This is a genomic window from Variovorax sp. 05T418 (assembly GCF_056396385.1).
In genome coordinates this window covers 16,058-31,312 of the sequence record NZ_JBFTLJ010000012.1, presented here as the reverse complement: position 1 = coordinate 31,312, position 15,255 = coordinate 16,058, and the positions used below count along the sequence as shown (strand labels likewise).

General features: G+C 68.3%; 17 protein-coding genes. 10 read left to right on the top strand and 7 right to left on the bottom strand.

Going from position 1 to position 15,255, the window contains the following annotated elements:
* Positions 1-16 precede the first annotated feature (16 nt).
* The 8 genes from ccoN to AC1DMS_RS22410 are packed head-to-tail and all read left to right on the top strand — an operon-like array spanning position 17 to position 7,072.
* On the top strand, positions 17-1,456 hold the full coding sequence (gene ccoN / locus AC1DMS_RS22445; protein WP_012747920.1) for a cytochrome-c oxidase, cbb3-type subunit I: 1,440 nt from the start codon (positions 17-19) through the stop codon (positions 1,454-1,456).
* Positions 1,457-1,465: 9 nt separating this feature from the next.
* The gene (gene ccoO / locus AC1DMS_RS22440) at positions 1,466-2,095 is read left to right on the top strand and encodes a cytochrome-c oxidase, cbb3-type subunit II (RefSeq protein WP_012747921.1); all 630 of its coding nucleotides are present in this window, start codon (positions 1,466-1,468) and stop codon (positions 2,093-2,095) included.
* 13 nt (positions 2,096-2,108) lie between these two features.
* Positions 2,109-2,249 (top strand): CcoQ/FixQ family Cbb3-type cytochrome c oxidase assembly chaperone, encoded by a 141-nt coding sequence (locus tag AC1DMS_RS22435; RefSeq protein ID WP_012747922.1) that lies wholly within the window; start codon positions 2,109-2,111, stop codon positions 2,247-2,249.
* A 19-nt stretch (positions 2,250-2,268) separates the two neighbouring features.
* Positions 2,269-3,180 (top strand): cytochrome-c oxidase, cbb3-type subunit III, encoded by a 912-nt coding sequence (ccoP, locus tag AC1DMS_RS22430; RefSeq protein ID WP_012747923.1) that lies wholly within the window; start codon positions 2,269-2,271, stop codon positions 3,178-3,180.
* A gap of 18 nt (positions 3,181-3,198) precedes the next feature.
* Complete coding sequence (ccoG, locus tag AC1DMS_RS22425; protein ID WP_012747924.1) at positions 3,199-4,659, top strand: cytochrome c oxidase accessory protein CcoG; 1,461 nt, start codon at positions 3,199-3,201, stop codon at positions 4,657-4,659.
* A gap of 12 nt (positions 4,660-4,671) precedes the next feature.
* Complete coding sequence (locus AC1DMS_RS22420; protein ID WP_012747925.1) at positions 4,672-4,968, top strand: FixH family protein; 297 nt, start codon at positions 4,672-4,674, stop codon at positions 4,966-4,968.
* Complete coding sequence (gene hemN / locus AC1DMS_RS22415) at positions 4,965-6,377, top strand: oxygen-independent coproporphyrinogen III oxidase (RefSeq protein WP_012747926.1); 1,413 nt, start codon at positions 4,965-4,967, stop codon at positions 6,375-6,377. The genes AC1DMS_RS22420 and hemN overlap by 4 nt, the downstream gene beginning before the upstream one ends.
* A gap of 2 nt (positions 6,378-6,379) precedes the next feature.
* Positions 6,380-7,072: a sulfite exporter TauE/SafE family protein gene (locus tag AC1DMS_RS22410; protein ID WP_012747927.1), complete on the top strand. Its 693-nt coding sequence runs from the start codon at positions 6,380-6,382 to the stop codon at positions 7,070-7,072.
* Between the two features lie 13 nt (positions 7,073-7,085).
* Here the strand turns inward: AC1DMS_RS22410 and AC1DMS_RS22405 are convergent, their stop codons facing one another.
* Both AC1DMS_RS22405 and AC1DMS_RS22400 read right to left on the bottom strand, forming a co-directional pair.
* Positions 7,086-9,437 (bottom strand): phosphoketolase family protein, encoded by a 2,352-nt coding sequence (locus tag AC1DMS_RS22405; RefSeq protein ID WP_012747928.1) that lies wholly within the window; start codon positions 9,435-9,437, stop codon positions 7,086-7,088.
* The gene (locus AC1DMS_RS22400; protein ID WP_012747929.1) at positions 9,430-9,660 is read right to left on the bottom strand and encodes a BON domain-containing protein; all 231 of its coding nucleotides are present in this window, start codon (positions 9,658-9,660) and stop codon (positions 9,430-9,432) included. Before AC1DMS_RS22400 ends, AC1DMS_RS22405 begins: the two co-directional genes overlap by 8 nt.
* Before the next feature lie 247 nt (positions 9,661-9,907).
* On the opposite strand from AC1DMS_RS22400, the gene AC1DMS_RS22395 reads away from it, so the two are divergent.
* Entirely contained in the window at positions 9,908-10,129 is a 222-nt protein-coding gene (locus AC1DMS_RS22395) for a hypothetical protein (protein ID WP_012747930.1), read from the top strand.
* A 17-nt stretch (positions 10,130-10,146) separates the two neighbouring features.
* Here AC1DMS_RS22395 and AC1DMS_RS22390 read toward each other — a convergent pair whose 3' ends face one another.
* Positions 10,147-10,656 carry a universal stress protein gene (locus AC1DMS_RS22390; RefSeq protein WP_012747931.1) on the bottom strand — a complete coding sequence of 170 codons (510 nt, stop codon included), beginning with the start codon at positions 10,654-10,656 and terminating at the stop codon, positions 10,147-10,149.
* 189 nt (positions 10,657-10,845) lie between these two features.
* Between AC1DMS_RS22390 and AC1DMS_RS22385 the strand changes: the two genes are divergently transcribed.
* Positions 10,846-11,430: a hemerythrin domain-containing protein gene (locus AC1DMS_RS22385; protein ID WP_012747932.1), complete on the top strand. Its 585-nt coding sequence runs from the start codon at positions 10,846-10,848 to the stop codon at positions 11,428-11,430.
* On the opposite strand, the gene AC1DMS_RS22380 is transcribed toward AC1DMS_RS22385, so the two are convergent.
* The 4 genes from AC1DMS_RS22380 to AC1DMS_RS22365 form a co-directional block, all read right to left on the bottom strand.
* Positions 11,427-12,296: a L,D-transpeptidase gene (locus tag AC1DMS_RS22380; RefSeq protein ID WP_012747933.1), complete on the bottom strand. Its 870-nt coding sequence runs from the start codon at positions 12,294-12,296 to the stop codon at positions 11,427-11,429. The two genes, AC1DMS_RS22385 and AC1DMS_RS22380, sit on opposite strands and share 4 nt — an antisense overlap.
* A gap of 90 nt (positions 12,297-12,386) precedes the next feature.
* On the bottom strand, positions 12,387-13,784 hold the full coding sequence (locus tag AC1DMS_RS22375) for a DUF5666 domain-containing protein (protein WP_012747934.1): 1,398 nt from the start codon (positions 13,782-13,784) through the stop codon (positions 12,387-12,389).
* Positions 13,781-14,623, bottom strand: a complete 843-nt coding sequence (locus AC1DMS_RS22370; RefSeq protein ID WP_012747935.1) for a DUF6502 family protein — start codon at positions 14,621-14,623, stop codon at positions 13,781-13,783. The genes AC1DMS_RS22375 and AC1DMS_RS22370 overlap by 4 nt, the downstream gene beginning before the upstream one ends.
* Before the next feature lie 119 nt (positions 14,624-14,742).
* Positions 14,743-15,252 carry a GspH/FimT family pseudopilin gene (locus AC1DMS_RS22365; protein WP_244883794.1) on the bottom strand — a complete coding sequence of 170 codons (510 nt, stop codon included), beginning with the start codon at positions 15,250-15,252 and terminating at the stop codon, positions 14,743-14,745.
* Between the last annotated feature and the right edge of the window lie 3 nt (positions 15,253-15,255).

Here is a 15,255-nt window from a genome sequence, read left to right as displayed (position 1 = left end):
ATCAAGAGGCACCACGATGCAAGAACCCCATCCTCCCGCAGCGGTCTACGACGACACCGCCGTACGGCAGCTCGCCCTCATGTCCGTGGTCTGGGGCGTGGTCGGCATGCTGGTCGGCGTGATCATCGCCACCGAGCTCGCCTGGCCCGAATTCAGCCTCGGCATCCCGTGGCTCAGCTACGGCCGGCTACGGCCGCTGCACACCAACGCGGTCATCTTCGCGTTCGGCGGCTGCGCGCTCATGGCCACCAGCTTCCACGTGGTGCAGCGCACCTGCCAGGTCCGGCTGTTCGCGCCGGCGCTCGCGTCGTTCGTGGTCTGGGGCTGGCAGGCGGTGATCGTGGCCGCCGCCATCAGCCTGCCGCTGGGCTACACCACGGGCAAGGAATACGCCGAGCTGGAATGGCCGATCGACATCCTGATCGCGGTGGTGTGGGTGGCCTATGCGGTGGTGTTCTTCGGCACCATCGGCATGCGCCGCGTGCGCCACATCTACGTGGCCAACTGGTTCTACGGCGCCTTCATCATCGCGGTGGCGCTGCTGCACATCGTCAACAGCGCCGAGATTCCGGCGGGCTGGATGAAGAGCTACTCGGCCTATGCCGGCGTGCAGGACGCGATGGTGCAGTGGTGGTACGGCCACAACGCGGTGGGCTTCTTCCTCACCGCGGGCTTCCTCGGGATGATGTACTACTACATTCCCAAGCAGGCCGGCCGGCCGGTGTATTCGTACCGGCTCTCCATCGTCCACTTCTGGGCGCTGATCTTCACCTACATGTGGGCCGGCCCGCACCACCTGCACTACACGGCGCTGCCGGACTGGACGCAGTCGCTGGGCATGGTGTTCTCGCTGATCCTGCTCGCGCCGAGCTGGGGCGGCATGATCAACGGCGTGATGACGCTCTCGGGCGCCTGGCACAAGCTGCGCACCGACCCGATCCTGCGCTTCCTGATCGTGGCGCTGTCGTTCTACGGCATGTCGACCTTCGAGGGTCCGATGATGTCGATCAAGACCGTCAACGCCCTGAGCCACTACACCGACTGGACCATCGGCCACGTGCACTCCGGCGCGCTGGGCTGGGTGGGCTTCATCACGATGGGCTCGCTGTACTACCTGATCCCGCGCATGTACGGCCGCACCGCCATGTTCAGCGTGAAGGCCATCGAGGCGCATTTCTGGATGGCCACCATCGGCATCGTGCTGTACATCGCCGCCATGTGGATCGCCGGCGTGATGCAGGGCCTGATGTGGCGCGCCATCAATCCCGACGGCACGCTCACCTACACCTTCGTGGAGAGCGTGAAGGCCACCTTCCCGTTCTACGTGGTGCGGCTGGCCGGCGGCCTGCTGTATCTGGCCGGAATGCTGGTGATGGCATGGAACGTGTGGATGACCGTCATCTCCGGGCGCTCCATGCAGGCCGCCATTCCGCCCGTTGCCATTGCCCATGCCTGAGGAAGCGCCATGACGCAGAAGACCCCCTCCCCAAGCGGCTTCACCCACGAGAAGGTGGAGACCAACAACCTGCTGATGATCGTGCTGATCCTCGTGGTCGTCGCCATCGGCGGCCTGGTCGAGATCGTGCCGCTGTTCTTCCAGAAGTCGACCACCGAGCCGATCCAGGGCCTGAAGCCGAACACCGCGCTGCAGTTGGCCGGCCGCGACGTCTATCTGCGCGAGGGCTGCTACAACTGCCACTCGCAGATGATCCGGCCGTTCCGCTCGGAAACGCTGCGCTACGGCCACTACTCGGTGGCCGGCGAGTTCGTCTACGACCATCCGTTCCAGTGGGGCAGCAAGCGCACCGGCCCCGACCTGCACCGCGTGGGCGGCAAGTACAGCGACGAATGGCACCGCATCCACCTGAACAACCCGCGCGACCTGGTGCCCGAATCGAACATGCCGGCCTATGCCTGGCTGGACAAGACCCAGGTCGATGCCGATGCCGTTCCGCGCCACATGCGTGCGCTGCGCCAGGTCGGCGTGCCCTACACGGACGAGGAGATCGCCCGTGCCGCCGACGACGTGCGCGGCAAGACCGAGATGGACGCCACCGTGGCGTACCTGCAATCGCTGGGCCTCGCGCTCAAGTAGGGAGCACTGAACCATGATCGACATCACCACCTTGCGCGTTGCCGCCACCGTTTCGTGCTTCGTGCTTTTCCTCGGCATCGTGGCCTGGGCCTATGCCCGCCGCAACGCGCCGCGCTTCGAGGAAGCCGCGCAGCTGCCGTTCGAGCAGGACTGAAGAACAAAAGGGGCCCACGATGAGCGATTTCGTCAACAACTTCTGGTCCAACTACGTTGCCGCGGGCGCGGTGCTGAGCATCCTTGGATGCATGCTGCTGCTGTGGCTCACGGCCCGCAAGCGCGTGCCTTCCGATGCGGACAACACCACCGGCCACGTGTGGGACGAGGACCTGCGCGAGTCCAACAATCCGCTGCCCATGTGGTGGATCGGCCTTTTCGTGCTGACCATCTTCTTCGCGGTGGGCTACCTGGTGGTCTTTCCGGGGCTGGGCAGCTTCAGCGGCCAGGCGAACTGGAGCACCCGGAGCGAGTACGAAGAGGACGTGGCCAAGGCCAACGCGGCGCTGGCGCCCGTCTACGCGAGCTACGCCGGCATGACCATGGAAGACATCGCCCGCGAACCCAAGGCCATGGCCATCGGCGAGCGCCTGTTCATGAACAACTGCTCCCAGTGCCACGGCTCCGATGCGCGCGGCAGCAAGGGCTTTCCCAACCTGACCGACAAGGACTGGCTGCACGGCGGCACGCCCGAGAAGATCGCCGAGACCATCACCAAGGGCCGCATCGGCACGATGCCGCCAATGGCCGCGGCGGTGGGCACGCAGGACGATGTGAAGAACGTGGCGAACTACGTGCTGAGCCTGTCGGGCGCGCCGCACGACTCGGTGCGCGCCGGCCTCGGCAAGTCAAAGTTCACGGTGTGCGCCGCCTGCCACGGGATCGGCGGCGTGGGCAACCAGGCCGTGGGCGCGCCCAACCTGAGCGACAAGACCTGGCTGCATGGCTACGGCGAGGCGGCCATCGTGCAGATGGTCAATGCCGGCAAGCACAGCGAGATGCCCGCGCAGGAAGGCCGGCTCACCGAGGCGCAGATCAAGCTGCTCGCGTCCTATGTGTGGGGACTTTCCAACCCTGCCACGGGGCCCTGACGCCGCCAGGCCATCACCATGGATCCATCCGCTCCCGTTTCCGCCGCATCGGCCCAAGCCGGCCCCGGCACGCGCAAGATCATTCCGATCGCGCCGGCCGAGAGCGAGTCGGTGGGCCTGTACGAGGCCTCCAAGAAGATCTATCCGCGCACCGTGCGCGGCATGTTCGCGCGCTGGCGCTGGGCCATGGTCTTCCTGACCCAGCTGCTGTTCTACGGCCTGCCGTGGGCCCAGTGGGGCGAGCGGCAGCTGCTGCTGTTCGACCTGGCCGCGCGGCGCTTCTACGTCTTCGGCCTGGTGCTGTATCCGCAGGACCTGATCTACCTCTCGGGGCTGCTGGTGGTGAGCGCGCTGGCGCTCTTTCTCTTCACCGCCGTGGCCGGGCGGCTGTGGTGCGGCTATGCCTGCCCGCAGACCGTCTACACCGAGATCTTCATGTGGGTGGAGCACCGGATCGAGGGCAACCGCACCGCGCGCATGCGGCTGGACGGGGAATCGATGTCGCTCGAGAAGCTGGTGAAGAAGTGGTTCAAGCACCTGGTGTGGATCGGCATCGCCATGTGGACGGGCTTCAGCTTCGTGGGCTACTTCACGCCGATCCGCGAGCTGGGCATGGCCTTCCTGCAGACCCGGATGGGCTCGTGGGAAGTGTTCTGGGTGTTCTTCTACGGCTTTGCGACCTATGGCAACGCGGGCTTCATGCGCGAGCAGGTGTGCAAGTACATGTGCCCGTATGCGCGCTTCCAGAGCGCCATGTTCGACCGCGACACGCTCATCGTCAGCTACGACCCCAAGCGCGGCGAGCCGCGCGCGCCCCGGCGCAAGGGCATCGACCCGCGCAGCATGGCGCTGGGCGACTGCATCGACTGCGGGCTGTGCGTGCAGGTGTGCCCGACCGGCATCGACATCCGCCAGGGGCTGCAGCACGAATGCATCGGCTGCGGCCTGTGCGTGGATGCCTGCGACACGGTGATGCAGAAGATGGCCTATGCGCCGCGGCTGATCCGCTACGACACGCAGAACGGCATGGAGGCCGGATGGTCGCGCCGCCAGCTGCTGCGCCGGGTGCTGCGTCCGCGCGTGCTGGTCTACAGCGCCATCCTGTCGCTGCTGGTCCTCGGGCTGCTCGCGAGCCTCGTGGCGCGCACGCCGCTGAAGGTGGACGTGGTGCGCGACCGCGCCTCGCTGGCCCGCATCGTCGAGGACGGCCGGCTCGAGAACGTCTACCGGCTGCAGATCATGAACGCCACCGAGGAGCCGCGCGACTACCGCATTGCCGCCCACGGCATCGAGGGCCTGACCGTCTCGCCCGGCGCGGCGGTCGCGGTGGGTGCGGCGCAGTCGCGCTGGGTCGCGGTGCGGCTGCAGGTGCCCTATGGCGCGGTGCCCGCCGGTTCGCACACGGTGCACTTCGACATCCGGGACGAACGCGGCGGTTTTCAGGTGTCGGAGAAAGCGGTCTTCCTGGTGCCGCGCTGAAGGAGACGAAAGATGAATGCAACGACGAACGATCCGCCGGCTGCCGGCGATGCATGGTGGCGCCACCCGCTGCTGTGGATGGTGATTGCCGGCCCGGCGCTGGTGGTGGTCGCAAGCTTCGTGACCTTCTGGGTTGCCTGGGGCAGCGCCGACCCGCTGGTGTCGGAAGACTATTACCGCCGCGGCGTCGAAATCAACAAGGCCCTGGCGGACAAGACACTGATGCCCGCCGTCAACGGCAGGAACCACGCGGCGACACCGGCCGAGGCCGTGCCGCTGCCCCGCAATCTTCCCGAGCGTTCGCAATGACACAGCCTTGCACCGCCTCCACGGGGCTTCCAGATGCCGCCCCCTTGTCGGCTGCCGTGCTGCGGCAGTTCGACGTTGCGGGCCCGCGCTACACCTCGTATCCGACGGCCGACCGGTTCATCGAAGCCTTCGGTGCGGACGAGTACGCGGCGGCGCTGCGCGAGCGGCGCGATGCGGGCGCTTCGGCGGCGCCGCTGTCGCTCTACGTGCACATTCCGTTCTGCGAATCGCTGTGCTACTACTGCGCATGCAACAAGGTGGTGACGCGGCACCACGAGCGGGCCACCCAGTACCTGGCCTACCTGGCGCGCGAGACCCGGCTGCAGGCCGCGCAGCTGGGCCGCCGCGCCGCCGTGAGCCAGTTGCACCTGGGCGGCGGCACGCCCACCTTCCTGAGCGACGCGGAGCTGGGCGAACTGCTGGCCATGCTGCGCGAATCCTTCGACTTCGTCCCCGGCGGCGAATGGTCCATCGAGATCGATCCGCGCACCGTCGATGCCGCGCGGCTCGCCAGCCTGGCGACGCTGGGTTTCAACCGGCTGAGCTTCGGCGTGCAGGACTTCGACCCCGAGGTGCAGAAGGCCGTGCACCGCATCCAGCCCGCGCACCAGGTGTTCGGCTTGATGGCCGATGCGCGCGCGCTGGGATTCAAGTCGATCAACGCCGACCTGATCTACGGGCTGCCGCGCCAGAACGACAGGTCCTTCGAGCGCACCATGGCCCAGGTCTGCGAGCTTCGGCCCGACCGCATCGCGCTCTACGCCTATGCGCACCTGCCCGAACGCTTCAAGCCGCAGCGGCGCATTGCCGCGGACGAACTGCCCGACGCCGCCGCGCGGGTGCGAATGCTCTCGCGCGCCATTGCCACGCTCAGCGATGCCGGCTACGTCTACATCGGCATGGACCACTTCGCGCTGCCGGACGATCCGCTGGCGGTGGCCAAGCGGCAGGGGCGGCTGCAGCGCGATTTCCAGGGCTACAGCACGCAGCCGGAGGGCGACCTGGTGGCGCTCGGCGTTTCCGCCATCGGCCGCATCGGCGCCAGCTACAGCCAGAACGCCAAGACGCTGGACACCTACTACGACCTGCTCGGCCAGGGCCGCCTGCCCGTGGTCCGCGGCCTTGCGCTGTCGCGCGACGACGTGCTGCGGCGCGCGGTCATCATGGCGGTGATGTGCAGGGGGCGGGTGGTGTTCGACGCCATCGGCGAGGCGCACCGCATCGACTTCCGGCACTACTTCGCGGCCGAGTTCGCGGCGCTCGGGCCGCTTGTGGCCCAGGGACTGGTGCGGGTCAGCGACCACGACATCGAGGTCACGGCCGAGGGCTGGTTCGTGGTGCGCGCCATCGCCATGGTGTTCGACCGCTATTGCCGCGAGAACCGCACGCGCTTTTCGCGCGTGGTCTGAGCATGCAGACCGCGTGGGCCGCCTTGCTGATGGGCCTGGCAGGCGGCCCGCACTGCGTGGCCATGTGCGGCGCGGCCTCGGCCGCGGTGATCCGCATCGTGCCGGCGGCGGCGGGCGGCCATGCCAACACTGCCCTCGCGGCGCCGGCGGCCTTTCATGTGGGCCGCATCGCAAGCTACGCCGCCGCGGGCGCCATTGCGGCCGCAAGCGTGGACAGCCTGGCCCAGGCCAGCGCGCAGGTCGCCGCGCTCAGGCCGCTGTGGATGCTGCTGCATGTGTTCGTGTTCGCATGGGGCGCCGTGCTGGCCGTCGCAGGCCGGCAGCCGGTATGGGCGCAGCGCGTCGGCCGAACGCTCGAAGCGCGCCTTCGCCCATTGGCCGGGGGCACGCCGCTGGGGCTGCTGGCCGTGGGCGCACTCTGGGTGGCCATGCCTTGCGGGCTGCTCTACTCGGCGCTGCTGCTGGCCAGCCTGGGCAACGGGCCGCTGCAGGGCGGCCTCGCGATGACGTCGTTCGCCATCGGCAGCGGACTGTCGCTGGTGCTGGCGCCATGGCTCTGGCAGCGGCTGCGCTGGGGCGGCACCGGCCGGCTCCAGGCCTGGGGCGCGCGCCTGGCGGGCGTGCTGCTGGCGGCGGTGGCGCTGCAGGCGCTCTGGGCGGACCTCGGCCACCGGATCGCCGACTGGTGCCGCTGAGCGGCGCGCCGGCTCAGCCCGCCCAGCGCCAGTCCTCGATCTCCGGCATGTCCTTGCCGTGCACGGTGACGTAGGCGCGGTGCTCCAGCAACTTGTCGCGCAGATGCTGCTGTACATGGCCCGCGCTGTCGCGAAAGCGCTCCACGCGCGCAATGGCGTCGGCCGCCAGGTGGAAGCGGTCGAGCCGGTTGAGCACGGTCATGTCGAACGGCGTGGTGGTGGTGCCTTCCTCGCAGTAGCCGTGCACATGGAAGTTGTCGTGGTTGGTGCGCTTGTAGGTGAGCCGGTGGACCAGCGAGGGATAGCCGTGGAACGCGAAGACCACCGGGCGGTCGGTGGTGAAGATGGCGTCGAACTCCGCATGCGGCAGGCCGTGCGGATGCGCATCGGGCGACTGCAGCGCCATCAGGTCGACCACGTTCACCACGCGCACCTTCAGTTCCGGCAGCATCCTGCGCAGCAGGTCGACGGCCGCCAGCGTCTCGAGCGTGGGCACGTCGCCGGCGCAGGCCATCACCACGTCGGGGGCGGCATCCTGGTCGTTGCTGGCCCAGGTCCAGATGCCCAGGCCCACGGTGCAGTGGCGCACCGCCGATTCGATGTCCAGCCACTGCGGCCCCGGCTGCTTGCCCGCGACGATCACGTTCACGTAATTGCGGCTCTTCAGGCAATGGTCGGCCACCGACAGCAGCGTGTTGGCATCGGGCGGCAGGTACACGCGCACCACCTCGGCCTTCTTGTTCACCACGTGGTCGAGAAAGCCCGGGTCCTGGTGGCTGAAGCCGTTGTGGTCCTGCCGCCAGACATGGCTGGTGAGCAGGTAGTTGAGCGAGGCGATCGGACGGCGCCAGCCGATGCCGCGCGTCACCTTGAGCCACTTGGCATGCTGGTTGAACATCGAGTCGACGATGTGGATGAAGGCCTCGTAGCACGAGAAGAAGCCATGGCGCCCGGTGAGCAGGTAGCCTTCGAGCCAGCCCTGGCACAGGTGCTCGCTCAGCACCTCCATCACGCGGCCTTCGGGCGACACATGGTCGTCGCCGGGGAGGATCTCGGCGGTGGAAGTCCGCGCCGTGACCTCGAACAGCGCGCCCAGCCGGTTCGACGTGGTTTCGTCCGGCCCCATGACGCGGAAGTTGCGCGCCGCCTCGTTGCGGCGCATCACCTCGCGCAGGAACTGGCCCGCCACGCGCGTGGCCTCCGCATCCGCGGCGCCGGGCGTGGCCACCGCCACCGCATGCTCGCGGAAGGGCGGCATGGCCAGGTCCCGGAGCAGCAGGCCGCCGTTGGTGTGCGGATTGGCGCTCATGCGCCTCGCTCCCTTGGGCGCCAGCGCCGCGATCTCGGGGCGCAACGCGCCGCCTTCGTCGAACAATTCCTCAGGCCGGTAGCTGCGCATCCAGTCTTCGAGCAGGCCCACATGCGCCGGCTTGGCGGCAAAGCCGGTGAGCGGCACCTGGTGCGCGCGGAAGGTGCCCTCGACCGGCACGCCGTCCACCTGCCGCGGCCCGGTCCAGCCCTTGGGCGAACGCAGCACGATCATCGGCCAGCGCGGCCGCTCGCGGAAGCCGTTCTTCCGGGCATTGGCCTGGATGGCGTCGATGCCGTCGAGCGCCTTGTCGAGCGCGGCCGCCATCAGCCGGTGCATCTGCGCAGGCTCGTGGCCGGCAACGAAGTAGGGCTCGTGCCCGTAGCCCCGCAGCAGTTGCGCCAGCTCTTCGTCCGGAATGCGCGCGAGCACCGTGGGGCCGGCGATCTTGTAGCCGTTCAGGTGCAGGATCGGCAGCACGGCGCCGTCGCTCTCGGGGTTCAGGAACTTGTTGGAATGCCAGCTTGCCGCGAGCGCACCGGTCTCGGCCTCGCCATCGCCGATCACGCAGCAGGCGAGCAGGCCGGGGTTGTCGAACACCGCGCCGTAGGCATGCAGCAGCGAATAGCCGAGCTCGCCGCCTTCGTGGATCGAGCCCGGCGTTTCGGGCGCCACGTGGCTCGGAATGCCGCCCGGGAACGAGAACTGCGTGAAGAGCCGCTTCATGCCGTCGGCATCCTGGCCGATGGCGGGGTAGACCTCGCTGTAGGTGCCCTCGAGATAGGTGTTGGCGACCACGCCCGGGCCGCCGTGGCCGGGGCCGGCGACGAAGATGGCGTCGAGCTCGCGCGCCGCGATGGCGCGGTTCATGTGCGCATAGACGAAATTGAGGCCCGGCGTCGTGCCCCAGTGGCCCAAGAGCCGCGGCTTGATGTGCGAAAGGCTCAGCTTCTCGCGCAGCAGCGGGTTGTCCATCAGGTAGATCTGGCCCACGGACAGGTAGTTGGCCGCGCGCCACCAGGCGTCCAGCAGCGCGAAGTCGTCGTGCTCAGTCATTGTTCGCGCATTCCGCGGTGGTCAGCCGGTTGACGATCAGCGTGACGCCTTCGGCCCGGCGCACGGCGCGCTCGACGGCGCTCTTCAGGTCCTCGCTGGCCAGCTGGCCATGCAAGGTGACCACGCCGTCGGCCACGCGCACGTCGACATCGCAGCTGCACACCGCCGGGTCCCAGTTCAGCTGGGCGAAGACCTCGTGCCTGAGTTGAATATCGGGGTTCATCTCAAACCTTTCGAAGAAGAAAAGACAGAGAAAAACAAAGAGGAGCGGCTTCCACTATCGGTGCACACGCTTCGCACCTTGCCGTCGCGGCGCAATTCCGATGTGGCCTGCGGGTCTTTTTTGAGTTCGCGCCGGCTTTTGCGCGGACCGCGCCCGCTCGATAGGATGTGCTCGACGCGGCTGCATCGCGGCGCCCGACCCGGCTCGCCCCACATGATTCCATTTCCGGACAACCCAGGAGAACAGCATGGACAGCAACGTTCCCGCAACACCCGCATCGGCATGGACCGATGCCTACTTTCGCTCCCTGCTCGACTGGCAGGCGGCCTGCGGCGCGAGCGTGCTGCGGGCGCAGCAGATCCAGTGGGGAATGCTGGCTGCCTGGCAGCAGTCGGCCAAGGCCGTCCAGCAGGAACTGCTGGACCAGTGGACCAGCCGTTTCGGCGGCGGCGTGCCGCTGGACGGGTAGACACGCGGCCGGCCCACCTACTGGCTTGCCACCGCGCCGCCCGGCATGGTGAAGCGCGCCGCTTCCGCCTTGGCATGCGATTCGGGCGCGCGCACCAGCAGCACCGGAACACTCGCGCTGCGCAGGATCTGTTCCGCACTGCTGCCCATCACCATGCGGCCGAGGCCGCGCCGGCCGTGCGTTCCCAGCACGATCAGGTCCGCGGGCCAGGAAGCCGCCTCGGCCGTGACCCGGTCGGGAACGGCCCCCCTGAAGTTGTCGCACAGCACCGAGTCGGCCTCGACGCCTTCGGCGGCGGCCCTTGCCTTGCCTTCCTCGAGCAGCCTGGCGGCGGCGGCGCGCAGTTCATCGAGCCAGTCGCCCGTGCGGCCCGAGTAGGCGTCCATTGCCAGGGCGAAGGAGAGCTCGTCGATGACGTGGATCAGGCGCAGGCGCCCTGCGGTGACCTTGGCAAGGCGAATCGCTTCGCCCAGGCCATGGCTGGATGTCGAACTTCCATCGACAGGAACAAGAATTCGCTGGTACATGGTGTCCTCGCTTTGCTTTGAGGTGGGTATGCGGCCAGTGTCCGGGCCGGTGCGAGGCGCGGCTTGATGCGGATCAAGCGAAGGCGTTCTCGCGGGCGAAAAGGTCCGCACGGGATGCATCGCGTTTGATCTGCAGCAAGCCTGTGCAGGCCCGGACCCGCGATCCTCGGGTACGCACAGGAGCCATCCATGACCCACGCCACCGTTCGCATCATTCGCCAGGAGCATGCGGCGCTTGCCGCCATGCTGCGCTCCATCATCATGCTGCTCGAACAGCACCGCCGCAAGGGAACCCCGCCCGACTTCGCGGCCTTGCGCGCCATGCTGTTCTACGTCGACGAATTCCCGGAAAAGCGCCACCACCGCAAGGAGAGCGAGCTGCTGTTTCCCAAGCTGCGCGCCCGCACGCCGATCTCGCGCGAGCTGATGGACCGGCTCGACAACGACCATGCCTGGGGCGAGCGGAAGATCCGCAACGTGGAGCACGCGATGCTGGCCTTCGAGATGCTGGGCGACTCGCGGCGGGCCGCCTTCGAAAGCGCGATGGGGCAGTACGTCGACTTCTACCTGGACCACATGGCGATCGAGGAGCGCGAGATCCTGCCGCTCGCCGAAAAGGTGCTGACTGCCGAGGACTGGCGCGACCTGGACGAGGCGTTCGGACGCAACCGCGATCCGCTCACCGGCTACCGGCCAGAGCGGGAATACGAGGCGCTCTTCACCCGCATCGTGAACATCGTGCCCGCGCCGATCGGGCTGGGCCCTGCGGCTTAGGGCGCGGAGTCGGCGCCCGTGGGCAACGGGCCGGACTTCGGCGGCGGCGACCAGGCGGGCCGTTCGGAGCGGCCGGTGTCGACGACGATGAGATAGCGCCCCGCGCCTTCGACCGGCGCCTGGTCCGGCGGCAGCACCCACGGCGCGCTGCCCTCGGCCTTGGCCCTGAGGTAGTCGGCATCGAGCACGCCCAGGCGGTCGAGGAAGCGGTTCAGGCTGGCCGCAATGCGGATGCAGCCCTTCGATTGCACGCTGCCCAGCCGCGCCTCGAGCCGGTCGGGATCGGTGGCGTGCATCTGCAGCCGCATCGTGCTCGTGCCGCCCCGGCCCCACAAGCGCCGCGCCTGCTGCCAGCCGAAATCGAACACGCGCATTCCCTTTTCGCCATAGCCCCGAATGCCGAACTCGTTGCGCGTGCCCTCCGCGCGGAAATCGGGGTTTGCCACCGAGTGGTCGAACACGCCCAGCGGCGTCTCGAAGTACTCGAACCCGCCGCGGCGCCCGGTCGATACCGGCGCTGCCCCGATCAGCACGGGCGCGGCGCCGGCCGGCAGCCAGAAGGCGAAGAGGGCCTGGACCGAGGCGCTGCGGTCCACCAGCAGCGCGTACTGGGGCGGCTCCTCGGCGATGCCCGCGCGCCTGAGTTCATCGCGCGCGAGGTTGCCGTAGCGCTGCACTTCGTCGGGTGGCGGATCGAGCCGGCGATCGACCTGTTCCATGAAAGCCTGGCGCAGGCCCATTGGGTCGGCCCAGCAGGTGGCCAGCGCGCCTGCAAGCGCCGCAAAGACGAGCGCCCGGGCGGCGCGGCGCAGCCTGCCGGGAACGGCCGCGCCCGTGTTCTTCTCTTGTGCTCCCGTTTCCTTCATGCCTGCCAGGGCAGGCGAGTTGCGCCGGCCCTGGAAGGTTGGTACCCCGGAGGCCTGCGCGAGTTCCCGGGTGCGGCCCGGCCGGCCTGTTCAGGGCGTCAGGAATGTGACGCGGTTCGCGATGAGCACGCCGTCGACCACCGTGTCGCCCACCACAGAGACTTGGCGATTGGGGGGCAGATTGGCGAGATCGGCGACCGTGCCGTTTTCGAATACCGTTGCGGAGCCGCCGGCATTCACACGCTGTCCTTTCACCTTGAAGTCGGAAGCGGATTGATAGTTGGTAACAGGGCCGATGACGGTGAACGCGACCGGCCCGCCCGTTCCTGGGACATAGCGAATTCGCAGCTTCTTCACCACCAGCACGCCGTTGCTCATGAAGCCGTCGAGTTCCACCTTGACGCCGTTGCCAATCGAACCCACCGGGCCACCCGTGACGATGGCATGGGAGGCATCGACGGCCGTGCCCAGCACCTTGAAGGCATTGAGCCCGCCGTAGTTCGTGATGACACCCGCCAGCTGCACCGCGGCGGCGTTCTGCGTTGGCACCGCGTACCAGCCCTGCACCTTGCTTGCAGCGAAAGTGCCCAGCACCGGCGCAGCGCTGCCGCGCACGCGGACGATGGCGCCCTCGGCCAGCGTGGAGGCGTCGATGCCGCCCGAGAATGTGGCGCTGCCGTAGCGCACCGTGAGCTGGCCCAGCGTGAATTGCTGGGCAAGCCGGTCCAGGTTTTGCACCGCGCCGGTCACCAGCGGCTCAGCCGAAGCCGGCTTGAGTTCAACCCGCGTGGCACGCAAGCTGCCCGGCGCCGAGGGCAGGCCCCAGACCTGCACCACGCCGCCGATCGTGAGCCCAGCCAGGCTGTTCGCGCCGCTCCAGACCGTGGCGTTGTCGATGGTGACCGTGGTGCCCATCACGGCGAAGCTGCCGCCGACGGCATCGATGGCCGAGACGGCACCGCGCAGCTCGGCAGCCGAATCGACCTGCTGCGCCGTGGCCGCGGTGAAGTCGCTGTCGATCTTGCCGGCAATGCGCACGCTCATGCCGATCTGCAGTTCGGTGGCGTCCTCCAGGTTGGTGCTGGCGGTATCCGTGTTGTAGCGCACGCCGTTCAGGATGATGCTGCCCAGCCCGCCGACGGAGCCGATGCCGGTGGCGTCGGCGGTGCTCACGCCGGTGCCGCCCGAGCCCACGCCCGAACCGTCGCCGCTGCCGTTGCCGGCGGTGCTCGTGCCGTCGGAGCCGCCTGCGGTGCCTGTGCCGCCCGTGTCGCCCGTGCCACCTGTACCGCTGGTGCCATCGGTCCCGCCACCTCCCGTGCCCGCGCCATCGCTTCCAGAACCCGTCGCGCCGCTCCCGGCAATGCCGGCCAGGCTGCCTGCCGAACCTCCGCCGCCGCCGCCACCGCCGCACGAGAGCAGCAAGGCCATGGCTCCGGCAAAGAGGATGCCGCGCATCCATCGGAAGTGGTGGTTCTTCATCATCATCGTGTTCCTTTGTCCCGCGGGGCGGGGACGGGAGGCGCGCCGGGCGCCGCCTCGTCTTCATAGTAGGTGTAGATCCCGACGCGCATGCGCCCCTTGGCGCCCTCTGGCGCCCGGTCGACCGCGCGGTTCATCTCGCCCGCCAGTTCCAGGTGCAGGGCCGCCCAGCGCTCGCGCACCATCTGGTGGATATTTTCACAATCCTGAAGGGAAAGGCCGCGCGCATACACCGAGCGTTCGAGCATGCGGGGCTCTTCGCCGAGCGTGTTGGACACCGCCGCCAGCAGGTGGTCGCGGCCGTTGTCGCCAAGGAATGCCAGCATCGACTGCAGGTCGTCCACCGGCACGAAGCCGTTGGCCTTGAGCTCGGCATAGCCGTCCTGCTCGGTCACCATGTTCAGGCGCACCAGCTCGTCGAGGATGGTTCGATGGTGCACGTTGCCGCGGCTGCCGAGCCTGGCCACGGTCTCGAAGGAGGGCGCATCGTCGCCCTCGGAGGTGATCGGCAAGCGCTGGAAGGAATGGTTCTGCGACACCATCTGCAGCCACAGCGTGAAAGTCTTGGCCGCGGCCGAGATTTCGGTGTGGGGCAGGGCGTCCACGGTGTCGCGCACCTTGGCCGTCACGGCCTTGCGGTTGAGCCCGGTGGTGACGGACAGCTGGCTGATATTGGGCTTTGCCACCCCCTGCTGGCGCCAGGAGCGCTTGGCCTCCTCGAGCAGCAGGTCGCGCAGCAGGACTTCCAGGTGCGGGTGCTTGACCCCCATCGCCAGGGCGAGCCTGACCACCGGCCGCAGGATGCGGGCGCAGGCGGCCAGTGCCCAGTCGAGCTGGTGTTCCATGAAATGAGGCGTTTCTTCTGATGCGATTGCGGTGCGGCCGCCGGGACTGAAGGGCCCCCGGGCCGTCGATCAGTGCACTATTGTCCGCGTCGCCGAGGATCGCACAAAAAAGGCCTCATTCATGCGGCGCAGCTTCCTGCATCGGTCCGCGTGACAGAGGAACGGCCAGTGGCGCTGATCTTGACCAGCCGCTTCGGGGTACCCAGCGGGGTAGCCCGGCAGATCGTGAAGTTGGCCGCGGTGGCGCCGACGCCGGTCCCTTCGAAGGCGAGCGCGCTGAGGCCGCCGCTGTCGCGGATGCGGTAGCCGCTGGCGGCCGCGGGCTGCTTCTGGATGACCGTGGGTGTCGCACCGCTGCTGATGATGATCCAGCCGGCCTCCCATTGACCGTCGGTGGCGCAACTGGTGCCGTTGGACGAGGCGCACAGCGTGACGGGCGCGTTGCGCTTGATGGCCTCGCTGCGCGCGAGCTGGCTGCCGGCAACGAGATCGGTCGCGTAGGAATTCAGCCGGGTCGAAAGCCTTATGTAGTCGAAGGAGGGAACCGCCACCGACACCAGCACGATCAGCACCACGAGGGTGACCATCAGTTCGATGAGCGTGAAACCGCGAGCGCGCGTGCCGGCCATGGC

What these genes read in the sequence shown, in the direction of transcription:
- AC1DMS_RS22405 (WP_012747928.1), bottom strand. Translation starts at nt 9,437, where the DNA reads ATGACTGAGCACGACGACTTCGCGCTGCTGGACGCCTGGTGGCGCGCG.
- AC1DMS_RS22410 (WP_012747927.1), top strand. Translation starts at nt 6,380, where the DNA reads ATGCAGACCGCGTGGGCCGCCTTGCTGATGGGCCTGGCAGGCGGCCCG.
- AC1DMS_RS22395 (WP_012747930.1), top strand. Translation starts at nt 9,908, where the DNA reads ATGGACAGCAACGTTCCCGCAACACCCGCATCGGCATGGACCGATGCC.
- ccoO (WP_012747921.1), top strand. Translation starts at nt 1,466, where the DNA reads ATGACGCAGAAGACCCCCTCCCCAAGCGGCTTCACCCACGAGAAGGTG.
- AC1DMS_RS22370 (WP_012747935.1), bottom strand. Translation starts at nt 14,623, where the DNA reads ATGGAACACCAGCTCGACTGGGCACTGGCCGCCTGCGCCCGCATCCTG.
- AC1DMS_RS22435 (WP_012747922.1), top strand. Translation starts at nt 2,109, where the DNA reads ATGATCGACATCACCACCTTGCGCGTTGCCGCCACCGTTTCGTGCTTC.
- AC1DMS_RS22385 (WP_012747932.1), top strand. Translation starts at nt 10,846, where the DNA reads ATGACCCACGCCACCGTTCGCATCATTCGCCAGGAGCATGCGGCGCTT.
- AC1DMS_RS22400 (WP_012747929.1), bottom strand. Translation starts at nt 9,660, where the DNA reads ATGAACCCCGATATTCAACTCAGGCACGAGGTCTTCGCCCAGCTGAAC.
- AC1DMS_RS22365 (WP_244883794.1), bottom strand. Translation starts at nt 15,252, where the DNA reads ATGGCCGGCACGCGCGCTCGCGGTTTCACGCTCATCGAACTGATGGTC.
- AC1DMS_RS22375 (WP_012747934.1), bottom strand. Translation starts at nt 13,784, where the DNA reads ATGATGATGAAGAACCACCACTTCCGATGGATGCGCGGCATCCTCTTT.
- AC1DMS_RS22390 (WP_012747931.1), bottom strand. Translation starts at nt 10,656, where the DNA reads ATGTACCAGCGAATTCTTGTTCCTGTCGATGGAAGTTCGACATCCAGC.
- AC1DMS_RS22380 (WP_012747933.1), bottom strand. Translation starts at nt 12,296, where the DNA reads ATGAAGGAAACGGGAGCACAAGAGAAGAACACGGGCGCGGCCGTTCCC.
- hemN (WP_012747926.1), top strand. Translation starts at nt 4,965, where the DNA reads ATGACACAGCCTTGCACCGCCTCCACGGGGCTTCCAGATGCCGCCCCC.
- ccoN (WP_012747920.1), top strand. Translation starts at nt 17, where the DNA reads ATGCAAGAACCCCATCCTCCCGCAGCGGTCTACGACGACACCGCCGTA.
- AC1DMS_RS22420 (WP_012747925.1), top strand. Translation starts at nt 4,672, where the DNA reads ATGAATGCAACGACGAACGATCCGCCGGCTGCCGGCGATGCATGGTGG.
- ccoG (WP_012747924.1), top strand. Translation starts at nt 3,199, where the DNA reads ATGGATCCATCCGCTCCCGTTTCCGCCGCATCGGCCCAAGCCGGCCCC.
- ccoP (WP_012747923.1), top strand. Translation starts at nt 2,269, where the DNA reads ATGAGCGATTTCGTCAACAACTTCTGGTCCAACTACGTTGCCGCGGGC.